General features: G+C 72.4%; 16 protein-coding genes. 4 read left to right on the forward strand and 12 right to left on the reverse strand.

Going from position 1 to position 18,940, the window contains the following annotated elements:
• The first annotated feature begins 495 nt into the window (after nt 1-495).
• Nucleotides 496-1,098: a M23 family metallopeptidase gene (locus ACFU5F_RS36410; protein ID WP_383896998.1), complete on the forward strand. Its 603-nt coding sequence runs from the start codon at nt 496-498 to the stop codon at nt 1,096-1,098.
• Nucleotides 1,099-1,119: 21 nt separating this feature from the next.
• Here the strand turns inward: ACFU5F_RS36410 and ACFU5F_RS36415 are convergent, their stop codons facing one another.
• Nucleotides 1,120-1,308 carry a hypothetical protein gene (locus ACFU5F_RS36415; protein ID WP_383897000.1) on the reverse strand — a complete coding sequence of 63 codons (189 nt, stop codon included), beginning with the start codon at nt 1,306-1,308 and terminating at the stop codon, nt 1,120-1,122.
• Nucleotides 1,309-1,379: 71 nt separating this feature from the next.
• The gene (locus ACFU5F_RS36420; RefSeq protein WP_383897003.1) at nt 1,380-2,051 is read right to left on the reverse strand and encodes a TetR/AcrR family transcriptional regulator; all 672 of its coding nucleotides are present in this window, start codon (nt 2,049-2,051) and stop codon (nt 1,380-1,382) included.
• Between the two features lie 167 nt (nt 2,052-2,218).
• Between ACFU5F_RS36420 and ACFU5F_RS36425 the strand changes: the two genes are divergently transcribed.
• Nucleotides 2,219-3,820, forward strand: coding sequence for an MDR family MFS transporter (locus ACFU5F_RS36425; protein WP_383897005.1), 1,602 nt, complete (start codon nt 2,219-2,221; stop codon nt 3,818-3,820).
• A 359-nt stretch (nt 3,821-4,179) separates the two neighbouring features.
• Here the strand turns inward: ACFU5F_RS36425 and cseC are convergent, their stop codons facing one another.
• The 6 genes from cseC to ACFU5F_RS36455 all read right to left on the reverse strand — a co-directional run bounded on the left by cseC (nt 4,180) and on the right by ACFU5F_RS36455 (nt 10,292).
• A complete protein-coding gene (cseC, locus tag ACFU5F_RS36430; protein WP_383897008.1) occupies nt 4,180-5,586 on the reverse strand; it encodes a two-component system sensor histidine kinase CseC in 1,407 nt (468 codons plus the stop codon).
• 15 nt (nt 5,587-5,601) lie between these two features.
• Entirely contained in the window at nt 5,602-6,309 is a 708-nt protein-coding gene (cseB, locus tag ACFU5F_RS36435; protein WP_383897011.1) for a two-component system response regulator CseB, read from the reverse strand.
• Nucleotides 6,310-6,392: 83 nt separating this feature from the next.
• Nucleotides 6,393-7,079, reverse strand: coding sequence for a hypothetical protein (locus tag ACFU5F_RS36440; RefSeq protein ID WP_383897014.1), 687 nt, complete (start codon nt 7,077-7,079; stop codon nt 6,393-6,395).
• Complete coding sequence (locus tag ACFU5F_RS36445; RefSeq protein WP_383897017.1) at nt 7,067-7,618, reverse strand: SigE family RNA polymerase sigma factor; 552 nt, start codon at nt 7,616-7,618, stop codon at nt 7,067-7,069. Before ACFU5F_RS36445 ends, ACFU5F_RS36440 begins: the two co-directional genes overlap by 13 nt.
• Nucleotides 7,619-7,972: 354 nt before the next feature.
• Complete coding sequence (locus ACFU5F_RS36450; RefSeq protein WP_383897020.1) at nt 7,973-8,908, reverse strand: A/G-specific adenine glycosylase; 936 nt, start codon at nt 8,906-8,908, stop codon at nt 7,973-7,975.
• Between the two features lie 325 nt (nt 8,909-9,233).
• The gene (locus ACFU5F_RS36455) at nt 9,234-10,292 is read right to left on the reverse strand and encodes an LLM class flavin-dependent oxidoreductase (RefSeq protein ID WP_383897024.1); all 1,059 of its coding nucleotides are present in this window, start codon (nt 10,290-10,292) and stop codon (nt 9,234-9,236) included.
• Nucleotides 10,293-10,579: 287 nt separating this feature from the next.
• Here ACFU5F_RS36455 and ACFU5F_RS36460 point away from each other — a divergent pair, with 287 nt between their 5' ends.
• Nucleotides 10,580-11,404 (forward strand): hypothetical protein, encoded by an 825-nt coding sequence (locus ACFU5F_RS36460; protein WP_383897027.1) that lies wholly within the window; start codon nt 10,580-10,582, stop codon nt 11,402-11,404.
• 76 nt (nt 11,405-11,480) lie between these two features.
• Here the strand turns inward: ACFU5F_RS36460 and disA are convergent, their stop codons facing one another.
• The 3 genes from disA to ACFU5F_RS36475 all read right to left on the reverse strand — a co-directional run bounded on the left by disA (nt 11,481) and on the right by ACFU5F_RS36475 (nt 15,708).
• A complete protein-coding gene (gene disA, locus ACFU5F_RS36465) occupies nt 11,481-12,605 on the reverse strand; it encodes a DNA integrity scanning diadenylate cyclase DisA (protein ID WP_046919581.1) in 1,125 nt (374 codons plus the stop codon).
• An 80-nt stretch (nt 12,606-12,685) separates the two neighbouring features.
• Nucleotides 12,686-14,095 carry a DNA repair protein RadA gene (gene radA / locus ACFU5F_RS36470; RefSeq protein ID WP_383897030.1) on the reverse strand — a complete coding sequence of 470 codons (1,410 nt, stop codon included), beginning with the start codon at nt 14,093-14,095 and terminating at the stop codon, nt 12,686-12,688.
• Nucleotides 14,096-14,304: 209 nt separating this feature from the next.
• Entirely contained in the window at nt 14,305-15,708 is a 1,404-nt protein-coding gene (locus ACFU5F_RS36475) for an alpha/beta hydrolase (RefSeq protein ID WP_383897033.1), read from the reverse strand.
• A gap of 214 nt (nt 15,709-15,922) precedes the next feature.
• Here ACFU5F_RS36475 and ACFU5F_RS36480 point away from each other — a divergent pair, with 214 nt between their 5' ends.
• A complete protein-coding gene (locus ACFU5F_RS36480) occupies nt 15,923-17,641 on the forward strand; it encodes a hypothetical protein (protein WP_383897035.1) in 1,719 nt (572 codons plus the stop codon).
• A gap of 367 nt (nt 17,642-18,008) precedes the next feature.
• On the opposite strand, the gene ACFU5F_RS36485 is transcribed toward ACFU5F_RS36480, so the two are convergent.
• On the reverse strand, nt 18,009-18,890 hold the full coding sequence (locus tag ACFU5F_RS36485; RefSeq protein ID WP_383897038.1) for a hypothetical protein: 882 nt from the start codon (nt 18,888-18,890) through the stop codon (nt 18,009-18,011).
• Between the last annotated feature and the right edge of the window lie 50 nt (nt 18,891-18,940).

The following is an 18,940-nucleotide window of genomic DNA, read 5'->3' on the forward strand; positions in this document are numbered from 1 at the left end:
GGGACTTCGGTCCCGGGGCAGCCCCTTGGTCGTGCCGGGGACTCTCCTCGCTGTCGTGCCGGGGCGTCGTCCTCGTTGTCCACGACCACGATGTCGTGCCGGGGCGTCGTCCGGGAAATGAGTGACGCGGACCTCGTAGTCGCCGTCACATTCGTGCGTTCTTTCCGGCCGGTATCGGTGACGTGCCGCACAGGTCTTTTGTCCGGTACTAGGTGGAATAGTGGCGAGAAGGTTGCAGACAAAACGGACATTCGGGTCTCGGGGTGGGGGATTCGGTTCGTGCTGTGCAGGTGGGAGGCGGTTTGGGTGCGGATGTCAATGAGAGATGTGATGGAGGGATATCTACGACTTTAAGTCGTAGGTCACATGTTTGGGGCGTTTCGGGGCGTCGGGGTACCAAGGGGTGTCCCGTTCGGCGGCCGCAGAGGTGCGCCGGGTGGGATTCGTGTCCGTCGAGGCACGTTCCCCCTGTCTCCGTCCCCCGTGAGGTACTCCATGTCGCAGCGTGTTCGCACTCCCCGTTCCGGTATGTCCCAGCTCCGTGTCCGCGCCGCCGTGATGGCCGTGGGCGTGGGTGTCTCGGGTGTGCTGGGGGCCGGGGTCGCGGCCGCCGCCGGTGGTGCTCAGGCCACGAGCGCCGGCACCACCACCGTCCAGGCCGCCGCCGCCAAGAAGGCGGCCTCCTGGGTCAGCCCCGTCAAGGGCTACAAGCTGAGCGCGCGCTTCGCGCAGGCCGGCAACATGTGGTCCGCGAAGCACAGCGGTCAGGACTTCGCCGTCAAGAGCGGTACGGCCGTCGCCGCCGCGCACGGCGGCACCGTCGTGAAGGCCGGCGGCAACGGCGCCGGTGACGGCCCGGCCTACGGCAACGCCGTCGTCATCAAGCACGGCAACGGCACGTTCTCGCAGTACGCCCACCTGTCGAAGGTCGGCGTGAAGGTCGGGCAGGTCGTCAAGACCGGGCAGCGCATAGCCTTCTCCGGCAACACCGGTAACTCCAGCGGGCCGCACCTGCACTTCGAGATCCGTACGACCGCCAGCTACGGCTCCGCCGTCGACCCCGTCGCCTTCCTGCGCGGCAAGGGTGTCACCGTCTGAGGCCGTGGGTGAGCGTGCGGGTCAGCACGGGCCGTAGTCCTGGCCCGTGCCGCACATCGGAGTGTCGGCGTAGTAGTGATTGAAGTAGAGGATGAGCAGGATCGTCGCGATCCCGACCGCCACCGCGCCGGCGAGGCCGAGGAGGTGGCTTCTGCGGTCGCGGGCGGCGCGCTCCTCGTCGGTCATCCGGGCGTGGTCGTCGGCGTTCATCCGGGCCTCCTCGCGCGGGTGTCCGGGACGGGCCCCGAAAGCTCTGCGGGTCTACCGGGATACGACGGTCCTCACGGGCGCTCGGTTCCGGCGTGCGCCTGGGTCACCAGGTCGATCGCGACCTCCAGGACGGCCTCGCGCTTCTCCTCGGGGTCGCCCTCGACGTCCCGGAGGACGAACATGCCGGCGTGCATGGTGAACAGGGCGCTCGTGCAGCGGACCTGGTCGGTCAGGGCGGCATCGGGTTCCTTGATGGTGTCGATCAGCCGGATCATGCGGTCCTTGAACGTCTCGCCGACGCTCAGCTCACGCACCGTCCCCTGGTTCTCCTGCATGAAGCGGAACAGGGGTGCCACGTCGACGAGGGCCACGCTGTAGCGGCGCAGGATCTCGCGCTTGGTGTCGAGGGTGCGCGGCTGGGTGCCGGCCCATTCGATCAGCTCGTCGATCGGCCGCTGCAGATCCTGGAAGAGGCCGATGAGGATGTCTTCCTTGGTCTTGAAGTGGTAGTAGAGCGCTGCCTTCGTCACGTCGAGGCGTTCGGCGATCTCCCGCAGTGAGGTCTTCTCGTATCCCTGTTCGGCGAAGAGTGCGAGGGCGACGTCCTGGATGCGCTGACGGGTGTCGCCGCGGCGCTGGCGTTTCGCCGCCGCGGGCGCGTGCGCCTCGTGCGCCCCTGGCACCCCTTGCGCCTCGTGGGTCGCATCCGTCGCGCCCGTCGCGTCCGCTGTCGGGTCGCTCATCCTCGTACTCCTCGCCGTCACGGAAGGCCTGCGCCGGTCAAGCCTCGGCCAAGCCGGTTGAACTTACTTGACGCCCGGCTAGTTAGGGGCCTAGCTTCCCTAAGTGTAGACAACTAGCCGGTCGACAAGTAAGTACTCGGTGGCTCCGGGGGGAGTGGAGGACCGCGATGGATGCGGAGACGAAGAACACTGTGAGCGGCGGGGCCGAGAAGGACGGGCCACAACCGCGGAGTGTGCGGGTGGTCCTGCTCGCGCTGATGATCGCCATGCTGCTGGCCATGCTCGACAACATGATCATCGGTACCGCGATGCCGACGATCGTGGGCGAGCTGGGGGGCCTGGAACATCTCTCCTGGGTCGTGACCGCCTACACGCTCGCGACCGCCGCCTCCACTCCGATCTGGGGCAAGCTCGGCGACCTCTACGGCCGCAAGCTCATCTTCATGACCTCGATCGTGATCTTCCTGCTCGGATCGGCCCTGAGCGGGATGGCCCAGGACATGAGCCAGCTGATCGCGTTCCGCGCGGTGCAGGGGCTCGGCGCCGGCGGGCTGATGGTCGGCGTCATGGCGATCATCGGGGACCTGATACCGCCGCGTGAGCGCGGCAAGTACCAGGGGATGATGGCCGGTGTCATGGCCCTGGCCATGATCGCCGGACCGCTGGTGGGCGGGTCCATCACCGACCACTGGGGCTGGCGCTGGTCCTTCTACATCAACCTGCCGCTCGGGGTCGTGGCGCTGGTCGCCATCAGCGCCGTACTGCATCTGCCGAAGCCGTCGCGGGACGGGCGGTCGGCGCGGGACATCGACTACCTGGGCGCGGCCCTGCTGACCGTCGGCATCACGGCGATCGTGCTGGTCACGACGTGGGGCGGGACCGAGTACGCCTGGGGGTCGGCCGTCATCATGGAGCTGATCGCGCTGGGTGTGGCCTCGCTGGCCGGCTTCCTGTTCGTGCAGAAGCGGGTGGCGGAGCCGGTGATCCCGCTGCACATCTTCCGCAGCCGGAACTTCACGCTGATGTCCCTGATCGGGTTCTTCACCGGCTTCGTGATGTTCGGTGCGGTGCTGTTCCTGCCGCTGTTCCAGCAGTCCGTGCAGGGCGCGTCCGCGACGAACTCCGGGCTGTTGCTGCTGCCGATGCTGGGGGCGATGCTCGCGGTGTCGATGGTGGCCGGGCGGGTGACCACGGGAAGCGGCCGCTACAAGGTGTTCCCGGTCGTCGGGAGCGCCCTGATGATCGTGGGCCTGTTCCTGCTGGCCCAGATGGACACCGGTACGAGCCGGGTGACGTCCGGGCTGTACATGGCCGTGCTGGGTGCCGGTATGGGATGCCTGATGCAGATCACCATGCTGGTCGCGCAGAACAGCGTCGAGATGAAGGACATGGGCGTCGCGTCCTCGACCACCACGCTGGCCCGGACGCTCGGCTCGTCGTTCGGTGTAGCGATCATGGGCGCGCTGTTCAACAGCCGGGTGCAGGACGTGATGACCGAGCGGGCCGGGGCGCTGGGGTCCCAGGTGACCGAGCGGTCGGCTCAGCTGGATGCGGCGAGCCTGGCGAAGCTGCCGGTGGCGGCGCGGGAGGCGTACCAGTACGCCGTCGCTTCCGGGACGCACTCGGCGTTTCTGCTGGGTGCGGTCGTGTCCGTGGTGGCGCTGGTGGCCGCGGTGTTCGTGAAGGAGGTGCCGCTGCGGGGGGCCGGTGGCTCCTCCGCGGCGGGCTCCGCCGGTAAGGCTGCGGCGAAGGAGGCGGCGGGGGTCTGATCGGGCCGCGGGGTGCCCCCCGGGCGCGTGGGGAGAGCTCGGGGGGTTCGGTTCGTGGGCGGGTGCGGGTGCGTGGGGGCTGGTCGCGCAGTTCCCCGCGCCCCTGAAAAGCAGGGGCTGCGCCCCGAGCTTTTCACCCGAGGCCCGTCGCTTTCAGACCCGAGGCCCGTCGCTTTCAGGTTCGCCGGGTCGTGTCTTTCAGGCCCGCAGGGCCTGGTGCTTTTAGGGGCGCGGGGAACTGTGCGAGAAGCCCCACCGGACCCGCACCCGCCCACACAGTCGAAGCCCACGCACCCCCCGGAAGCCGAAGCCGAAGCCGAGGACCCACGCCCCCGCACCCGAAGGAAGAACGCCCCGGCTCAGCCCGACCCGTCGTGTGACGCCGGCAGCATCGGATAGCTGCCCGTGTTCGTGGGGGCGTGTTCCGGGAGCCACAGGACCGCGACCGCGCCCTCGGCAGGGACGTCGTCCGGGGAGCCCGGCGGGCGGACGTTGCGGAAGGTGAGACGGGCACCGAGAACGCGGGCCTGCCCGGCGGCGATGGTGAGCCCGAGGCCGTGCCCCTGGCCGGCACGGTCGGAGGCGCCGGTGCGGAAGCGGCGCGGGCCGTCCGCGAGCAGGTCCTCGGGGAAGCCCGGGCCATGGTCGCGGACCCGGATGACCCGGCCCTCGACGGACACCTCGATCGGCGGCCTGCCGTGCTTGGCCGCGTTCGCCAGGAGGTTCAGCAGGACGCGTTCGAGGCGGCGGGGGTCAGTCGTCACCTCCGACTCGTGCACGACCCGCACCCGCACGTCCGCGTCCTTCGCCGCCACCCGCCGGGCCACGAACTCGCCCAGCATGATGTCCTGCAGCTCGGCCCGCTCGGAGGCCCCGTCGAGGCGGGCCACCTCCAGGACGTCCTCGACGAGGGTGCGCATCGCCTGCGCCCGGTCGCGGACCAGCTCGGAGGGGCGGCCCGGCGGCAGCAGTTCCGCGGCCGTGAGCAGACCGGTCACCGGCGTACGCAGCTCGTGCGCGATGTCCGCCGTCACCCGCCGCTCCGCCTCGATGCGCTGCCGCAGCGTGTCGGCCATGGCGTCCACGGCCCTCGCCAACTCGGCCGTCTCGTCCCGCACGACCCCGCCGATCGCGTCCCGCACCCGTACGTCCGACTCGCCCTTGGCCACCTGGTGCGCGGCGGCGGCCGCCTTGCGCAGCCGGCGGGACATCTGACCGCCGATGAGCACCCCGAGGGCCGAGCCGCCGAAGACGACCGCGATCGAACCGATGAGCAGCGCCTGGTCGAGGTCGCGCAGCACCGCGGAGCTGTGATCGGTGAAGTCGGTGTGCAGGGAGAGGACCCGCTTGTCCTTCAGCGGAACGGCCGCCCAGATGTCGGGCACCCCGTTGCGGCCCTCGGTCACATACGTGGCCCGGCGGCCCTCCGCGACCTTGGCCAGTAGGTCTTTCGGGATGTCGGGGTCGTCGAGCTTCACCCCGAAGGCGCCGGACTTCAGCGGGCGGCCCGACTCGTACATCCGCTGGGCGACCTGGATGCGCTCGTCGGCGAGGTCGCGCGAGTTGTCGAGCATCGACACCCGCGCCGCGTTGTGCACGACCAGGCTCAGCGCGATCGCCACCAGCGCCCCGACCAGCGCGATCGCCGCGCTCAGCTGCCACCGCAGACCGGTGCGGATGCCCGAGGCGAGCCCCGCGCCGGGCCGGCGGCCGGCGGTGCCCGCGGGCTCCGGCCCCCGCCCTCCTCGAATCCCCCTGGTGTTCATGTCGCCCCGCCCCGCTCAGGCCTTGAGTTTGTAGCCGAAGCCGCGGACCGTCTCGATGCGGTCCTGGCCGATCTTCGTGCGGAGCCGCTGGACGTGGACGTCGACGACCCGGGTGTCGCCGCCCCAGCCGTAGTCCCACACGCGTTCGAGCAGCTTGTCGCGGGAGAGGACCGTGCCGGGGGCCGACGAGAACTCCAGCAGCAGCCGCATCTCGGTCGGCGTCAGTGCCACCGGCACCCCGGACTTCAGGACCTCCATGCCCTCGGTGTCGATCACCAGTTCGCCGAAGGTGAGCACCCCGCCGGTGCTCGCGGCCCCGGCCTCCTCGGCCTTGGCGTCACCGCCGCTCGCGTGCCCGAAGCGCCGCAGCACCGCACGGATGCGGGCGACCAGGACGGCACCGTCGAACGGCTTGGTCACGTAGTCGTCGGCGCCCGCCTCCAGGCCCAGCACCACGTCGATGGAGTCGGCACGCGCCGAGAGCATGATCACGGGGACGGTCGACTCGTCACGGATCCGGCGGCACAGGGAGACCCCGTCCAGGCCCGGCACCATGACGTCCAGGAGCGCGATGTCGGGCCGGTCCGCGCGGAACGCCTCCAGGCCCGACAGCCCGTCGGGCATGGCCGTGACCGCGAAGCCGTCGCGCTCCAGTGCGAGCTGGGTGGCCTCGCGGATCACGTCGTCGTCCTCGACGAACAGGACATGGGTCTGCTCTGCCATCCGGTGATCTCGCTCGCTCTCGGTCGGGGTGGGACAAAACCGGTCGGGTCGTTCGTGCTCGGCACCGGTCCCGGGCGCCTGTCTCAGCTCGGCTCGGGGGTCGCCGTCTCCGCGCCGCCCACCGCGCTGCTGTACTCGGTGCGCGTACTGGAGCGCTGCACGAAGCCGTCCTTGATCCAGCGGTAGGTCGTGACCTCCTCGCTGGAGGGATAGGTCGACGGGTCGCCGTTCTCGTACAGCTGCCGGGTGACCATGAGATCCCCCCGGTCGATCTCCGCGTAGACGGGCGGCTGTTCGGAGAGGAACACGCTCCGGTACGCCCCCTTCTCCGAGCGGTACACGTACGACGCCACCCCGACGGCGTCCGCACAGGTCATCACATTGACCACGAGGTCGTCGCCGGAGCCGCCGGTCAGGTTCCCGTACGTCACGTCCACCGGGTACTCGTCGGCCACGCACGGCTTCAGATCGCTTTTCACCGTCCGGCTGACCTCCGGGTCCGCACGGACCATACGGACGACCTCGTCGACACTGGGGTGATCACCGCCGCTGTCGCTGTCGACCGACGCGGAGAGGGACGGCGAGGCCGCGCCCGCCGCGAAGGAGTCGTTGTCGGCCGGTCCCTCGTCCCGGGCACCGGTGCCGCCCGTGCCACAGGCGGAGACGGAAAGGCCGAGGGCGGCGAGCACGGTCACCGCCGTGATCACCGCCTTCGAGGCCTGCCGGACCGCTGGGCGGCCCGGGCCGGCCGCTGTACTCAGGCCGCGCAACGCTCCTGCTCCTCGCTCGCTTCGAACGCGCGGGCGGCGCGCTCGTCGATGTCCCGCGACTCCAGCTCCTCGCGGAGCCGGGCCAGCGCACGGTGGAGGGTGCTCTTGACGGTGCCGGCCGACATGCCGAGGGCGGCGGCCGTCTCCTCCGTGGACATCTGCTCCCAGTGTCGCAGCACCACGACACTGCGCTGCTTGGGCGCCAGCACCTTCAGGATGTCCATGAGGAGGGCGCGGTCCGCGTGCTGCTCGGTGGAGTCCTCGATACGGGCGTCCGGCAGCTGCTCGGTCGGGACCTCCTCCAGCTTCCGGGCCCGCCACCACTCCGTCCGCGTGTTGATCATGACCCGGCGCAGGTAGGCGTCCGCCAGCCGCTTGTCCGCGATGCCGTCCCAGCGGCCGTACGTCCGCGCCAGCGCGGTCTGCAGCAGGTCCTGGGCGTCGACCGGGTCCGGCACGAGCCGACGGGCGCTGCGCAGCAGCGCGTCCTGCCGGGTACGGACGTACTCCTCGAATTCGAGCACCTCGCCGTGCGCCATGATCAACCGCCTCCGTTCCCCGTTTCCGGCTCCGCGCTGTCGCGCGGCGCCGGTTGTCCGCCGCTTCGTCTCGCTGGTGCGATCCGCTCGCGCCGCCTGGCCCGCCGGTTCGTTTCGCGGGTTCCTGCGGTACGTCCATGAAGCTACGGAGGGGTTGTCACGGGGACGTCCGAACCAGCCTGCGGTCAACGCTCGGCTGTCCGTCGGTTGTGTAACAGAAGGAGGAACGGGGTAAAGCGCTCCACGCTTTGGGGCGGTGATGTACCGGTTCGCCCCGTCCGGCGCGGGCGCGGTCCGTGTCGCGGTCGAGCCCCGGCCGTGCGCGGCCCGTGACGTACGGCGGGCCGGCGGCCGTCAGGTGAGGGGGAGCCGGTAGAGGCCGCCCGGCAGCGGCTCCACCAGACCGTCGGAGACCAGCCCGTCGAGGGCGCGGGCACGCTGTACCGGCTCGTCCCACACCCGGTCGAGGACCGCCTGCGGTACGGGCGCGATCGCGTCCCGCAGGACGGCGAGGAGCTTGCCGCGGACCTGCCGGTCGGTACCGGCGTACGTCTGACCGCGCCGCGCCGGCCCCTCGTGCGCGGGCTTCCCGGCCAGCCGCCACGCGCACTGCCCGGCGATGGGGCAGCGCCCGCACGTCTCGTTCTTCGCCGTGCACACCAGTGCGCCCAGCTCCATCGACGCGGCCGCCCAGCGGGACGCCGTACCGTCGTCCTCCGGCAGCAGGGCGCGGGCCAGCTTCCGTTCGGCGGCCGTGGTCGCGTTCGGCGGGTACTGCGTGCCGCTGACCGCGCGGGCGAAGACCCGCCGCACGTTCGTGTCGAGCACGGCGTGCCGCTGGCCGTAGGCGAACGACGCGACCGCCGCGGCCGTGTACTCGCCGATTCCCGGCAGCGCGAGCAGCTGCGCGTGGTCCCGCGGTACGTCCCCGCCGTGCCGTTCCGTTATGGCCACCGCGGCGCCGTGCAGCCGCAGGGCGCGGCGCGGGTATCCGAGCCGACCCCACGCGCGTACCGCCTCGCCGGGCGGCTCCTTCGCGAGGTCCGCCGGGCGCGGCCAGCGCGCCAACCACTGCTCGTAGACGGGCAGGACGCGGTTGACCGGGGTCTGCTGGAGCATGAACTCGCTGACCATCACTCCCCAGGGCCCGGCCTCCGGGCGCCGCCAGGGCAGGTCACGGGCGTGCGTCTCGAACCAGGCGATCACCGGGGTGTGCAGGGTGGTGGGTGCGGGGGTGGGGGTGGGGGTTTCGGTGGCTGGGCTGCTCTGGGGCTTCGTGGGTGCAGTCATGGCACGGTCGATCCTGCCATGCGGGTTCTGGTGGCGGTGGCTTCTGCTGGGGGGTGTCTGGGGTTCGTCGGCGGGCGCGGGTGCGTGAGGGCCGGTCGCGCAGTTCCCCGCGCCCCTGAAAAGCAGGAGCTGCGCCCACTGCTTTTCAGGCCCGTAGCGCCACTGCTTTTCAGGCCCGTAGCGCCGCTGGCTTTCAGGCCCGTACGGTCTGCTGCTTTCAGGCCCGCAGGGCCTGGGCTCCAGGGGCGCGGGGAACTGCGCGAGAAGCCCCACCCACCCGCACCCGCCGACGCACCCGCACCTCCGAGCCAAGAGGCGCCCCCGCTCACCCGGCCGCCCGCCACCCCAGCTCCGGCCCCAGCCTCGTCGCGACGTCCGTCAGGATCTGGACGTAGTCCTCGTGCTCGAAAGTGAACGGCAGTGCGAACGCGACCTCGTCGACCTCCCGGAACGCGACATGGGCCCGCAGCCGCGCGGCGATCTCCGCGGACGTGCCCACCAGGTCCGGCGCGAACAGCATCCGCCCCGGCCCCTGCGGCGCGGCGGTCCGGGGCAGCCGCTTCGCCGCGTACGCCTCGTACTTGGCGCGCTGCTCCGGCGTCGCCGAGTCGGTGGGGATGACGACGAGCCCCTGCGACACCCGGGCCTTCTCCCCCTCGGGGTGGTGCGCCCGGAACTCCCGGATGTGGGAGAGCTGGACGGCGGCGAAGTCCACTGCCCCGGTCGTCTCCCCCTCGGCCTTCACCACGCTGCTGGTCAGGAAGTTCATCCCGTTCTCGGCGGCCCACCGCGCCGACCGGAGGCTGCCGCCGCCGTACCACATCCGGCCGCCCAGCCCGGGGGACTGCGGCTGCACCCGGTCGGAGAAGACCTCGAACCCCTCGGTGCCGCTGAACTCGCCGGCCCTCTCGCCCCGGACGAACCCGAGGAGCCGCCGGACCCGTTCGAAGCCGAAGTCCTCCGCGTCGGCGGTGTCCGGGTAGAGGGCCGCCTTGACACTGTCGTAGTGCATCGGGGGGCCGACGCTGACCCCCGGGTTGAGCCGGCCGCCGGAGAGCAGGTCGACCGTGGCCAGGTCCTCGGCGAGCCGCAGCGGGTTCTCCCAGCCCAACGGGATGACGGCGGTGCCCAGTTCGATACGGCTCGTGCGCTGCGAGGCCGCCGCCAGGACGGCGACGGGGGAGGAGATGCCGTACTGCAGATGACGGTGGCGGAGCCACGCGCTGTCGAAGCCGAGGCGCTCACCCAGCTCGATGATCTCCAGCGTCGACTCGTGGCCCCGGCGCGGATCGGCCTCGTCGAACAGCCCGATGGTCAGAAAGCCCAGCTTCCGCAGCGGCCTCGACGCCGACACGGTGCCGCCGTCCTCCACGGATCCGTCCATAGCCCTCTCCCAGCACGTCGACGCACTTCGCGGTTCTGGGGAGATTGTGGCAGTCGGGGATGGCGGGACTGTGAACGGCGTTGTGCGGCCCGGAAGTTCACAGGGCCGGCGCGGCACCGATCCGATTACGGAGGGTGCTCGTACGGGCGTTGCGATCACGTACCGCGATCATGTGGCGCTCCATTGGGGCGGTGACGGGAACGACCGGGATGATGATCCGGAAAAGTTGAGGTTTCGGGCGGCGGGTGGGGCCGGTGGAGGGCCCGATCTCTCGTACAGTTTGCGCCGTGGGATCTCTGCGCAATCCGATCGGGCCGCTTCCCTCCACCATCTACTGGCGACGGAGGGCCGTTCTGCTGACCGTCGTCGGTCTGCTGACGATCCTGGTCGTCTGGATCGTCACCGGCGGCGGGGGCGGCGGGAACAACGCGGGGGAGCCCGACGGCAAGAACCCCGTCACCTCGATCACCCCCGGGCCGTCGGATTCCGGTCCCGCGATCAGCCAAGCGCCGGGCGGACGGGACGAGTCGGGCGACGAGTCGAGCGCGGGCGGCGACGGTTCCGGCTCCGGCTCCGGTTCTGGTTCCGGGTCGAGCTCCGGTTCGAGCGGCGCCGACGACGGGTCCGGTGCCGCGGGCGGCGGTACGTCGGACGACGGCGGCAAGAACGGGAGCAGTTCCGGGGAGCAGGTCGAGGCGGGGTCGAGTCTGCCCAACTGCACCGCCGGGGCTGTGAAGTTGACCGTGCGCAGCGTGCGCAACGCCTACGCGCCCGGGGTGAACCCCACGTTCGAGCTGATCGCGCGCAACTCCTCCGGCGGTGACTGCAAGCTCGATCTCGGGCCGGACAACACCGTGGTGACGATCACCGCGGCCGACGGCGACGACGCGTTCTGGGCGTCCGACGACTGCCACGAGACCGCGGGCAGCCTGCTGTTCAGGGTGCCGGCCGGGGACCGGGTCACCTACACCGTGGAGTGGAACCGCGACCCCAGCGCGCCCAACTGCGCGACGCCGTCGGCGGGTTCGGCCGCAGCGGGGACGTACCTGGTGGAGGCGAAGGCGCCGGGGCTGGCCACGGCCAGGGCGTCGTTCGTGCTGGAGAAGGACTGACGGACGGGGCCGCGCGGGCCCCCCGGGGCGTACCGTCAGCCGCACCGCTACCGCTGCCCGCCCTACCTGGACGTGCCTAGACGTACCGCTCCAGGATCGACGACTCCGCCAGGCGTGACAGGCCCTCGCGGACGCTGCGGGCTCGGGCCTCGCCCACTCCGTCGACCGTCTGGAGGTCGTCGACGCTCGCGGCCAGCAGCTTCTGCAGACCGCCGAAGTGCTCCACGAGGCGGTCGATGATGGCACCGGGCAGACGGGGCACCTTGGCCAGGAGGCGGTAGCCGCGCGGGGAGACCGCGGAGTCCATGCCCTCCGGGGAGCCGGTGTAGCCGAGGGCGCGGGCGACGGTGGGCAGTTCGAGGAGCTCGGCGTGGGCGAGGGCGTCGAGTTCGCGCAGGGCCTCGTCGACCGTGCGGGAGCGCTTGGCCGTCGGCTCGGGCACGTAGTCCCGGACGACCAGCTCGCGCTCCGGCTCGACGCCCGCGATCAGCTCGTCGAGCTGGAGGGCCAGGAGACGGCCGTCCGTACCCAGTTCGACCACGTACTCGGCGATCTCGGTGGCGATACGGCGGACCATCTCCAGTCGCTGGGCGACCGCCGACACGTCCCGGACCGTGACCAGGTCCTCGATCTCCAGCGCGGAGAGGGTGCCGGCCACCTCGTCCAGGCGGAGCTTGTACCGCTCCAGGGTCGCCAGGGCCTGGTTCGCGCGGGACAGGATCGCCGCCGAGTCCTCCAGGACCCGCCGGTGGCCGTCGACGTACAGCGCGATCAGGCGCATCGACTGCGACACCGAGACGACCGGGAAGCCGACCTGCTTGCTCACGCGGTCGGCCGTGCGGTGCCGGGTGCCGGTCTCCTCGGTGGGGATCGTCGGGTCGGGGACCAGCTGCACACCCGCCCGGAGGATCTTGGAGAGGTCCGAGGAGAGCACGATGCCGCCGTCGAGCTTGCACAGCTCTCGCAGACGGGTGGCCGTGAACTCCACGTCCAGGACGAAACCGCCGGTACACATCGGCTCGACGGTCTTGTCGAAGCCGAGCACGATGAGCCCGCCGGTGTTGCCGCGGAGAATCCGCTCGAGCCCGTCGCGCAGGGCCGTACCTGGTGCCACGGCGCTCAGCGAGGCGCGCATCAGGCCATCGGCACCGGAGCTCCCACCGGACTTTCCGGGAGCTGCTGCCCGGTCGTTGGCTGCCACTGCACTCCTCCGGTCGCAGGTTTGGGGCGCTCCCGTTTCGCACTCGTGGTTCGTACGGACGGGCGAGACCTGGGCAAAGTCTACCGGCGGTCCTCCTCGTCCCGTGGGGCCTCTCGCCGACGGGATCGCGGCAGTACCCGCAGCGCGTCTCCCATGTCGGCCACTTCCAGGACCTTCATACCGGGAGGAACCTTGCCGGGATCGGACGGAACGAGCGCGTGCGTGAACCCCAGACGGTGCGCTTCGGACAGGCGGCGCTGGACGCCCGTGACCCTTCTGACCTCGCCCGCGAGGCCCACCTCACCGATCGCCACGAGGTTCTTGGGCAGGGGGGTGTCGGTCGCGGCGGAGGCCAGGGCCAGGGCGATCGCGAGGTCCGCGGCGGGCTCCGACAGCTTCACGCCGCCGACCGTCGCCGAGTAGATGTCCCGCTTGCCGAGGGCGCTGATCCGGCCGCGCTGCTCCAGGACCGCGAGCATCATCGAGACCCGTGAGGTCTCCAGGCCGGACGTCGTGCGGCGGGGGGAGGGGAGCTGCGAGTCGACTGTGAGCGACTGCACTTCCGCGACCAGCGGGCGGCGGCCCTCCAGGGTGACGGTCAGGCAGGTGCCGGGGACGGGCTCGTCGCGGCGGGTGAGGAAGAGGCCGCTGGGGTCGGTGAGGCCGGTGATGCCCTCGTCGTGCAGCTCGAAGCAGCCGACCTCGTCCGTGGCGCCGTAGCGGTTCTTGACGCCGCGGACCAGGCGCAGGCGCGCGTGCCGGTCGCCCTCGAAGTGCAGGACCACGTCGACGAGGTGTTCCAGGAGACGGGGTCCCGCGATGGCCCCGTCCTTGGTGACATGGCCCACGAGGAGCGTCGACATACCGCGCTCCTTGGACGCGCGGATCAGGGCGCCGGCGACCTCGCGGACCTGTGCCATGCCGCCGGGGGCGCCGTCGATCTCGGGGGAGGCGACGGTCTGGACCGAGTCGAGGATCAGCAGGGAGGGCTTCACCGCGTCCAAGTGACCCAGCACGGCGGCGAGGTCGGTCTCGGCGGCGAGGTAGAGGTGGTCGTGCAGGGCGCCGATCCGGTCGGCCCGCAGGCGGACCTGGCTCGCGGACTCCTCGCCCGTGACGTAGAGGGTCGGGTTCTCGGCGTCGGCGGCCTTGGCGGCGACGTCGAGCAGGAGGGTGGACTTGCCGACGCCCGGCTCGCCCGCGAGGAGGACCACGGCGCCGGGGACCAGGCCGCCGCCGAGGACCCGGTCCAGCTCCGGGACCCCGGTGGTGCGGGCGGTGGCCTGGCGGCCGTCGACCTGCCCGATGGGGACGGCGGAGGTGGTGACCCGGCCGGGGGCCGTCGTACGGACGGCGGGCGTGCCGTACTCGTCGATCGTGCCCCACGCCTGGCATTCGGGGCAGCGGCCGAGCCACTTGGCCGTCTGCCAGCCGCACTCCGTGCAGCGGTAGGACGGCCGGTCCTTCGCGGTTTTCGTACGGGCAGCCATGCACGAACCGTAACGGAGGGCACTGACAGCCGTGGCGGGCCGGTCCGGGGCCGCACGGGGCCGGGGGCTTCGCGGGTGCCGGCCCCGGTGCGTGGACGCCTGCCCGCCGTGGGGGGCGTGCGGGTGGGCGGGCGCGGGCGGGGTGTGGTGGCTCGCGCCGTTCCCCGCGCCTCTACGGCGCGCGCCCACCCGGGGCTCGGGAGCGTGCCCTATCGGCGGGGGCCGATCGTCAGGTCCGCCGGGCGGTACGGGACGTACGCCGCGCCGTCGAGACCGAGGGCCAGCGCGGCGGTCTGGAGGGCGCCCGGGGTCGCGGAGGCGCCCCAGCGGCCGGAGTCGAGGCGGGACTCCAGGGCGTGCAGGGCGGCGACGGTCTCGGCGGTGGTGAAGGCGCAGTGCCCCTGGCGTTCGACGTAGGCCTGACGCAGCAGGGCGGCGTCACCGGAGGCGCGCACGCGGTCGGCGAAGCGGGATTCCTGCTCGACGGGTACGAGGTCGTCGGCGACGGTGTGGATGTCCAGGAGCGGGACCGCGAGGCCCCGTCCGGCGGAAGAGGTGCGTTCACCCGCCGCGACGGCGGCCGGGTCGGCGGCGATGTCGGCGTGGGAGGTCAGGTTCCGCAGATCGGCGCGCAGGTCCAGGCCGGCCTTCCGGTACAGGGCCTTGACCAGGGGAGCGTGCTGGGAGTTCGCGAGCACGCGCGCGTAGTCGACGCCCTTGTTCCCGGAGTTGTTGCCGCCCAGTGCCTTCTCGACGTGGTGGCGGGCGGGCTCGACGCGGTTGAGGACCCCCTGTGCGAGCCACTCGTACTGCTGGGCCTGCTGCGCCTCCCAGTCGCCGGCGGCGGGGCGGTCCTTGCCGGGTGCCCAGGTGGGCAGGTTGAGGTAGGCGGCGGCGAGGGCGATACGGGCGCGGCCCTCGGGGGTCTTCTGGGCGGCGACGACGGCGTCGGTGAGCTGCCGGCCGGTCGTGGCGCCCTCGGCCTCGGAGGCGAAGTCCACCAGCTTCACCGGGGTGTGCGGGAGCAGGAGCCGGGCGATCGTGTACTCGGCGTCGAGCTGGTAGGTATGCAGGTCGTTGGCGCCGGCCACGAGACCGCAGAGGCCGAGGGCGCCGTCGATCCCGCCGGCTCCGGAGCGGGCGAGCCGGGCGTTGACCAGGCCGCCCATGGACTGCCCGACGGAGAGCGTGCGGGTGGGTTCGCCGATCCGGTCGGTGACCGCCGCGATGGTGGCGACCTGGTCGCGCTCGGCGCTCTCCAGGGCCCAGAGGGTCTCGCTCACGTCGTAGGAGGAGCCGGTGAGCGCGTAACCCTCTTCGAGGAGCCGCAGGCGTACGGCCTCGCGGGGGGCGTTCTGCGGCACGGTGACGCCGAAGCCGTGGCTGAACACGATCAACGTCCCGTTCCAGTTCTCCGGCACGTCCGCGATCCAGGCGGCGCCGTCCGGGAGGGTGCCGGTGAGGCGTTCGACGGCGGGGGGCGCGGCGGCCCGGGGAGCGGCCGTCGAGACGGAGGAGCTGGTCAGGGAGAGGACGAGAGCGGCGGCCAGGGCGGTGAGCGTGCGGGTGGCCGGTGTGCGGGGGGCGGGCGTGCGGCGGGTCCGTGCGGTCATGAGAGTGGGGCTCCTGACTCGGCGTACCTGGAAGTAACTTGGACCCTGGGAACGTAGGCGGATCGGTTGCTGTGGTCAACAAAGTGCACAACGTTGGCGGGATGTCGCCGGAGCCCCGGGTTCCTGTCCCCTTATGAGGGATCGTTTCACCCGTACGGAGTAAAAGTGCTCAAGGGGCGAGAAGGGGCACCTTCCGGGCGCCTACCGTCCATGAATGATGAGCATCAGTCCGGAAACCTCGACCCGCACCACCGGCGCGCACCGGATGTACAGCGAGGCGCGTGATCGGTCGGCCGCGCGGGCGGTGGCGCAGCGCACGCCGGCGCGCTACGAGCCGTACCTGGACGGCCTGTTCACCTACTGCATGTCCGTGCTGTGCGACCACGACGCGGCGACCGCCGCCCTGGCGGACGTCCTCGCGCTCGCCGAGCGCCGCCGGGGCCCGGACGACGCCGACGGCCGCCGGGCCCGGCTCTACGCGCTGGCCCGATGGGCCTGTCTGCGCGGGCTCACCGAGGTCCGGCAGAAACGCCCGGGCACGCACGCCTCCGGCCGCCCGCCCGCACCCGGCGGCGGGGCCGTGCACCCGCACACCGCGAGGACCGCCGCCGGATCCGCCGCCCTCTCCGAGGACGAGGAGCGGCGGCGCAGGCGTGAACTGGCCCGGCTCGCCTGGCCGGAGGCCGCCGGCACCACGCCCGAGCAGCGCGAGGCGCTGGAGTTGGCCGTGCGGCACCAGCTCACCGCGCACGAGGTCGCCGACGTGCTGGGGATGAATCCGGTCGCCGCACGGGAGTTGCTCGCCTCGGCCGCCTGCGAGGTGGAGCGCACCAGGGCGGCCCTGGCCGTCGTGGAGAGCGGGGCCTGCCCGGGGGTCTCCCGCCTCGCCGGTGACCAGCCCTTCGTCCTCAGCACCGCCCTGCGCCGCGAACTGGTCCGGCACGTCGACGACTGTCCCGTCTGCCGTCGCGCCGCCGAGCGCGCCGTCCCCGGCCACTGGCCCGGCACCAGCGTCACGCCCGCGGCGCTGCCCGTGCTCGAAGCGCCGCGCGCGGCGCTCGGTCCCGCGACGGCGCACCTCACGCGCGCGCGTCGCGGCGCCCCGCGCTTCGACCGGCGCGGCTTCCCCATGGACCCGAGAGACCGCGCCGCCCGCCGGGACCGGCTGCGCGCCCGTGCCGTCACGACGACCGTCGTGGCCACCGTGGTCGCCGCGCCCGTCTTCGCCCTCTGGGCCGCCTACCGGGGCGCCCCCCTCATCGGCGAGGGCTCCGACAGCCGTTCCGTCAGCGCCGGCGAGGAACAGGGTGACGGCGACGCCACCCTCGGCGAGGGCGGCGGCGACGCCTACGAGAACGCCGGCAACGCCCGGACCAGGCCCGGCGCCCGCCCCGGCAAGGGAGCCACGGACGACGTGTCCGTGGAGGTCACCCAGGGGAAAGGGCGGGGCGCGCTCTCCGTCACCGCCGCGAACGACGGCGACACCACCCTGATCACCCTCAGGGCGACCGGCGACTCCCCCGTGCGCTGGTCCGCCCGCACCGGCGCCGACTGGCTCTACCTCAGCCGCTCCTCGGGCACCCTGGAACCCGGCGCGGCCACGACGATCAAGGTGTACGTCGACCAGCTGAGCGAGCCCGCCGGGTACTGGACGGCCGAGGTGGCGCTGGCCCCCTCGGGGGCCGTGGTGACGATCGAGGGCTACGGCCCGCTGCCGACGCCGCCCGTCGACACCCGGCCGACCCCACCGGACCCGGACCCGGGCCCGCCCAGGCCCACGGACCCGCCCCCGGCACCCGACCCGGACCCCACGCCCACCGGGCCGACCCGACCCGACCCGACCCCGGCACCCACCGACCAGACCCCCACGGACCCACCCGGCCCGACCCCACCCCCGAACGACGGCGGGGGCGACCCCCCACCGGCCTCGTAGGCACGGCAGGTACGGCGGGGACGGACAGGTACGGCGGGGGCGGACAGGTACGGCGGGGACGGCAGCGAAGGAGCCGGCGCGTGGGCAGGTCCGCCCGGGGCGCGACCGGTTCGCGGGGCCGGCTGCCGACGCGCCCTCTGCGCGGGGCCTGCTGCGGCGCGCCCGGCTCGGCCGCCCCACCAGCGGTGTGACGGAGCCTGCCTCGCAGGAACCGGCGAGAGCCGCCGTGCCGGCTTCGGCGCGATGAGCCCGCCCCGAGTCCGGATCACCGGCGGCGCGGACGGTTCACGACCGCGCCCATGACGCGACCGGCACCCCGGGACGGCGTCCTGCGGCGCCGGTCGCATCACCGGCCGTGCCAGGTGTCCTACGGTCCGGCCGGATCCGCCGGATGTGGTGCCACCAGCGGCAGACGGGACGCCAGCCGCTGCTCGCACAGCTCGACCAGGCGGTCGTACCCGGCCTTGCCCATCAGCTCCACCAGCTCGGGCCGGTAGGACACGTACACCGGGTCGCCCGCGCCGTGCGCCGAGGTCGCCGAGGTGCACCACCAGTGCAGGTCGTGGCCGCCCGGTCCCCAGCCGCGGCGGTCGTACTCACCGATCGACACCTGCAGCACCCGCGTGTCGTCGGGCCGGTCGATCCAGTCGTACGTACGCCGGATCGGCAGCTGCCAGCAGACGTCCGGCTTGGTCTCCAGCGGCTCGCGGCCCTCCCGGAGCGCCAGGATGTGCAGCGAGCAGCCCGCGCCTCCGGCGAAACCCGGGCGGTTCTGGAAGATGCACGACCCCTTGTACGGGCGGGTCTGGCGGTCGCCGTCCTCGTCCTTGGAGACCCAGCCGGTCTCGGTTCCCACGTCGTGGAACTGCCAGATCTCCGGAGTGAGCCTCGCCACATGTCCGGCGACGCGCTTCTCGTCGTCCTCGTCCGAGAAGTGCGCGCCCAGGCTGCAGCACCCGTCGGCGGCCCGGCCCGCCTGGATGCCCTGGCAGCCGCTGCCGAAGACGCAGTTCCAGCGGGAGGTCAGCCAGGTCAGGTCGCAGCGGAAGACCTGCTCGTCGTCCGCCGGATCAGGGAACTCCACCCACGCGCGCGCGAAATCGAGCCCCTTCTCGTCCGGTGCGGTGGACTCCGCCGAGCCCTTCGCCGACTTCGCCGGCCTGGTCGCCGCTCTCGCCCGCGAAGAGCCGCCGGTCGCGGCCGCGTCCGCTGCCGACTTGTCGGCCTTTGCCTTTTTCGTCTTTGGCACCCGTCCAGGGTACGGCGCCGGAGACCGCATCGAGGACCTCGCACGGCCCG

This window comes from Streptomyces sp. NPDC057438 (assembly GCF_042802995.1).
Classification (GTDB): domain Bacteria; phylum Actinomycetota; class Actinomycetes; order Streptomycetales; family Streptomycetaceae; genus Streptomyces.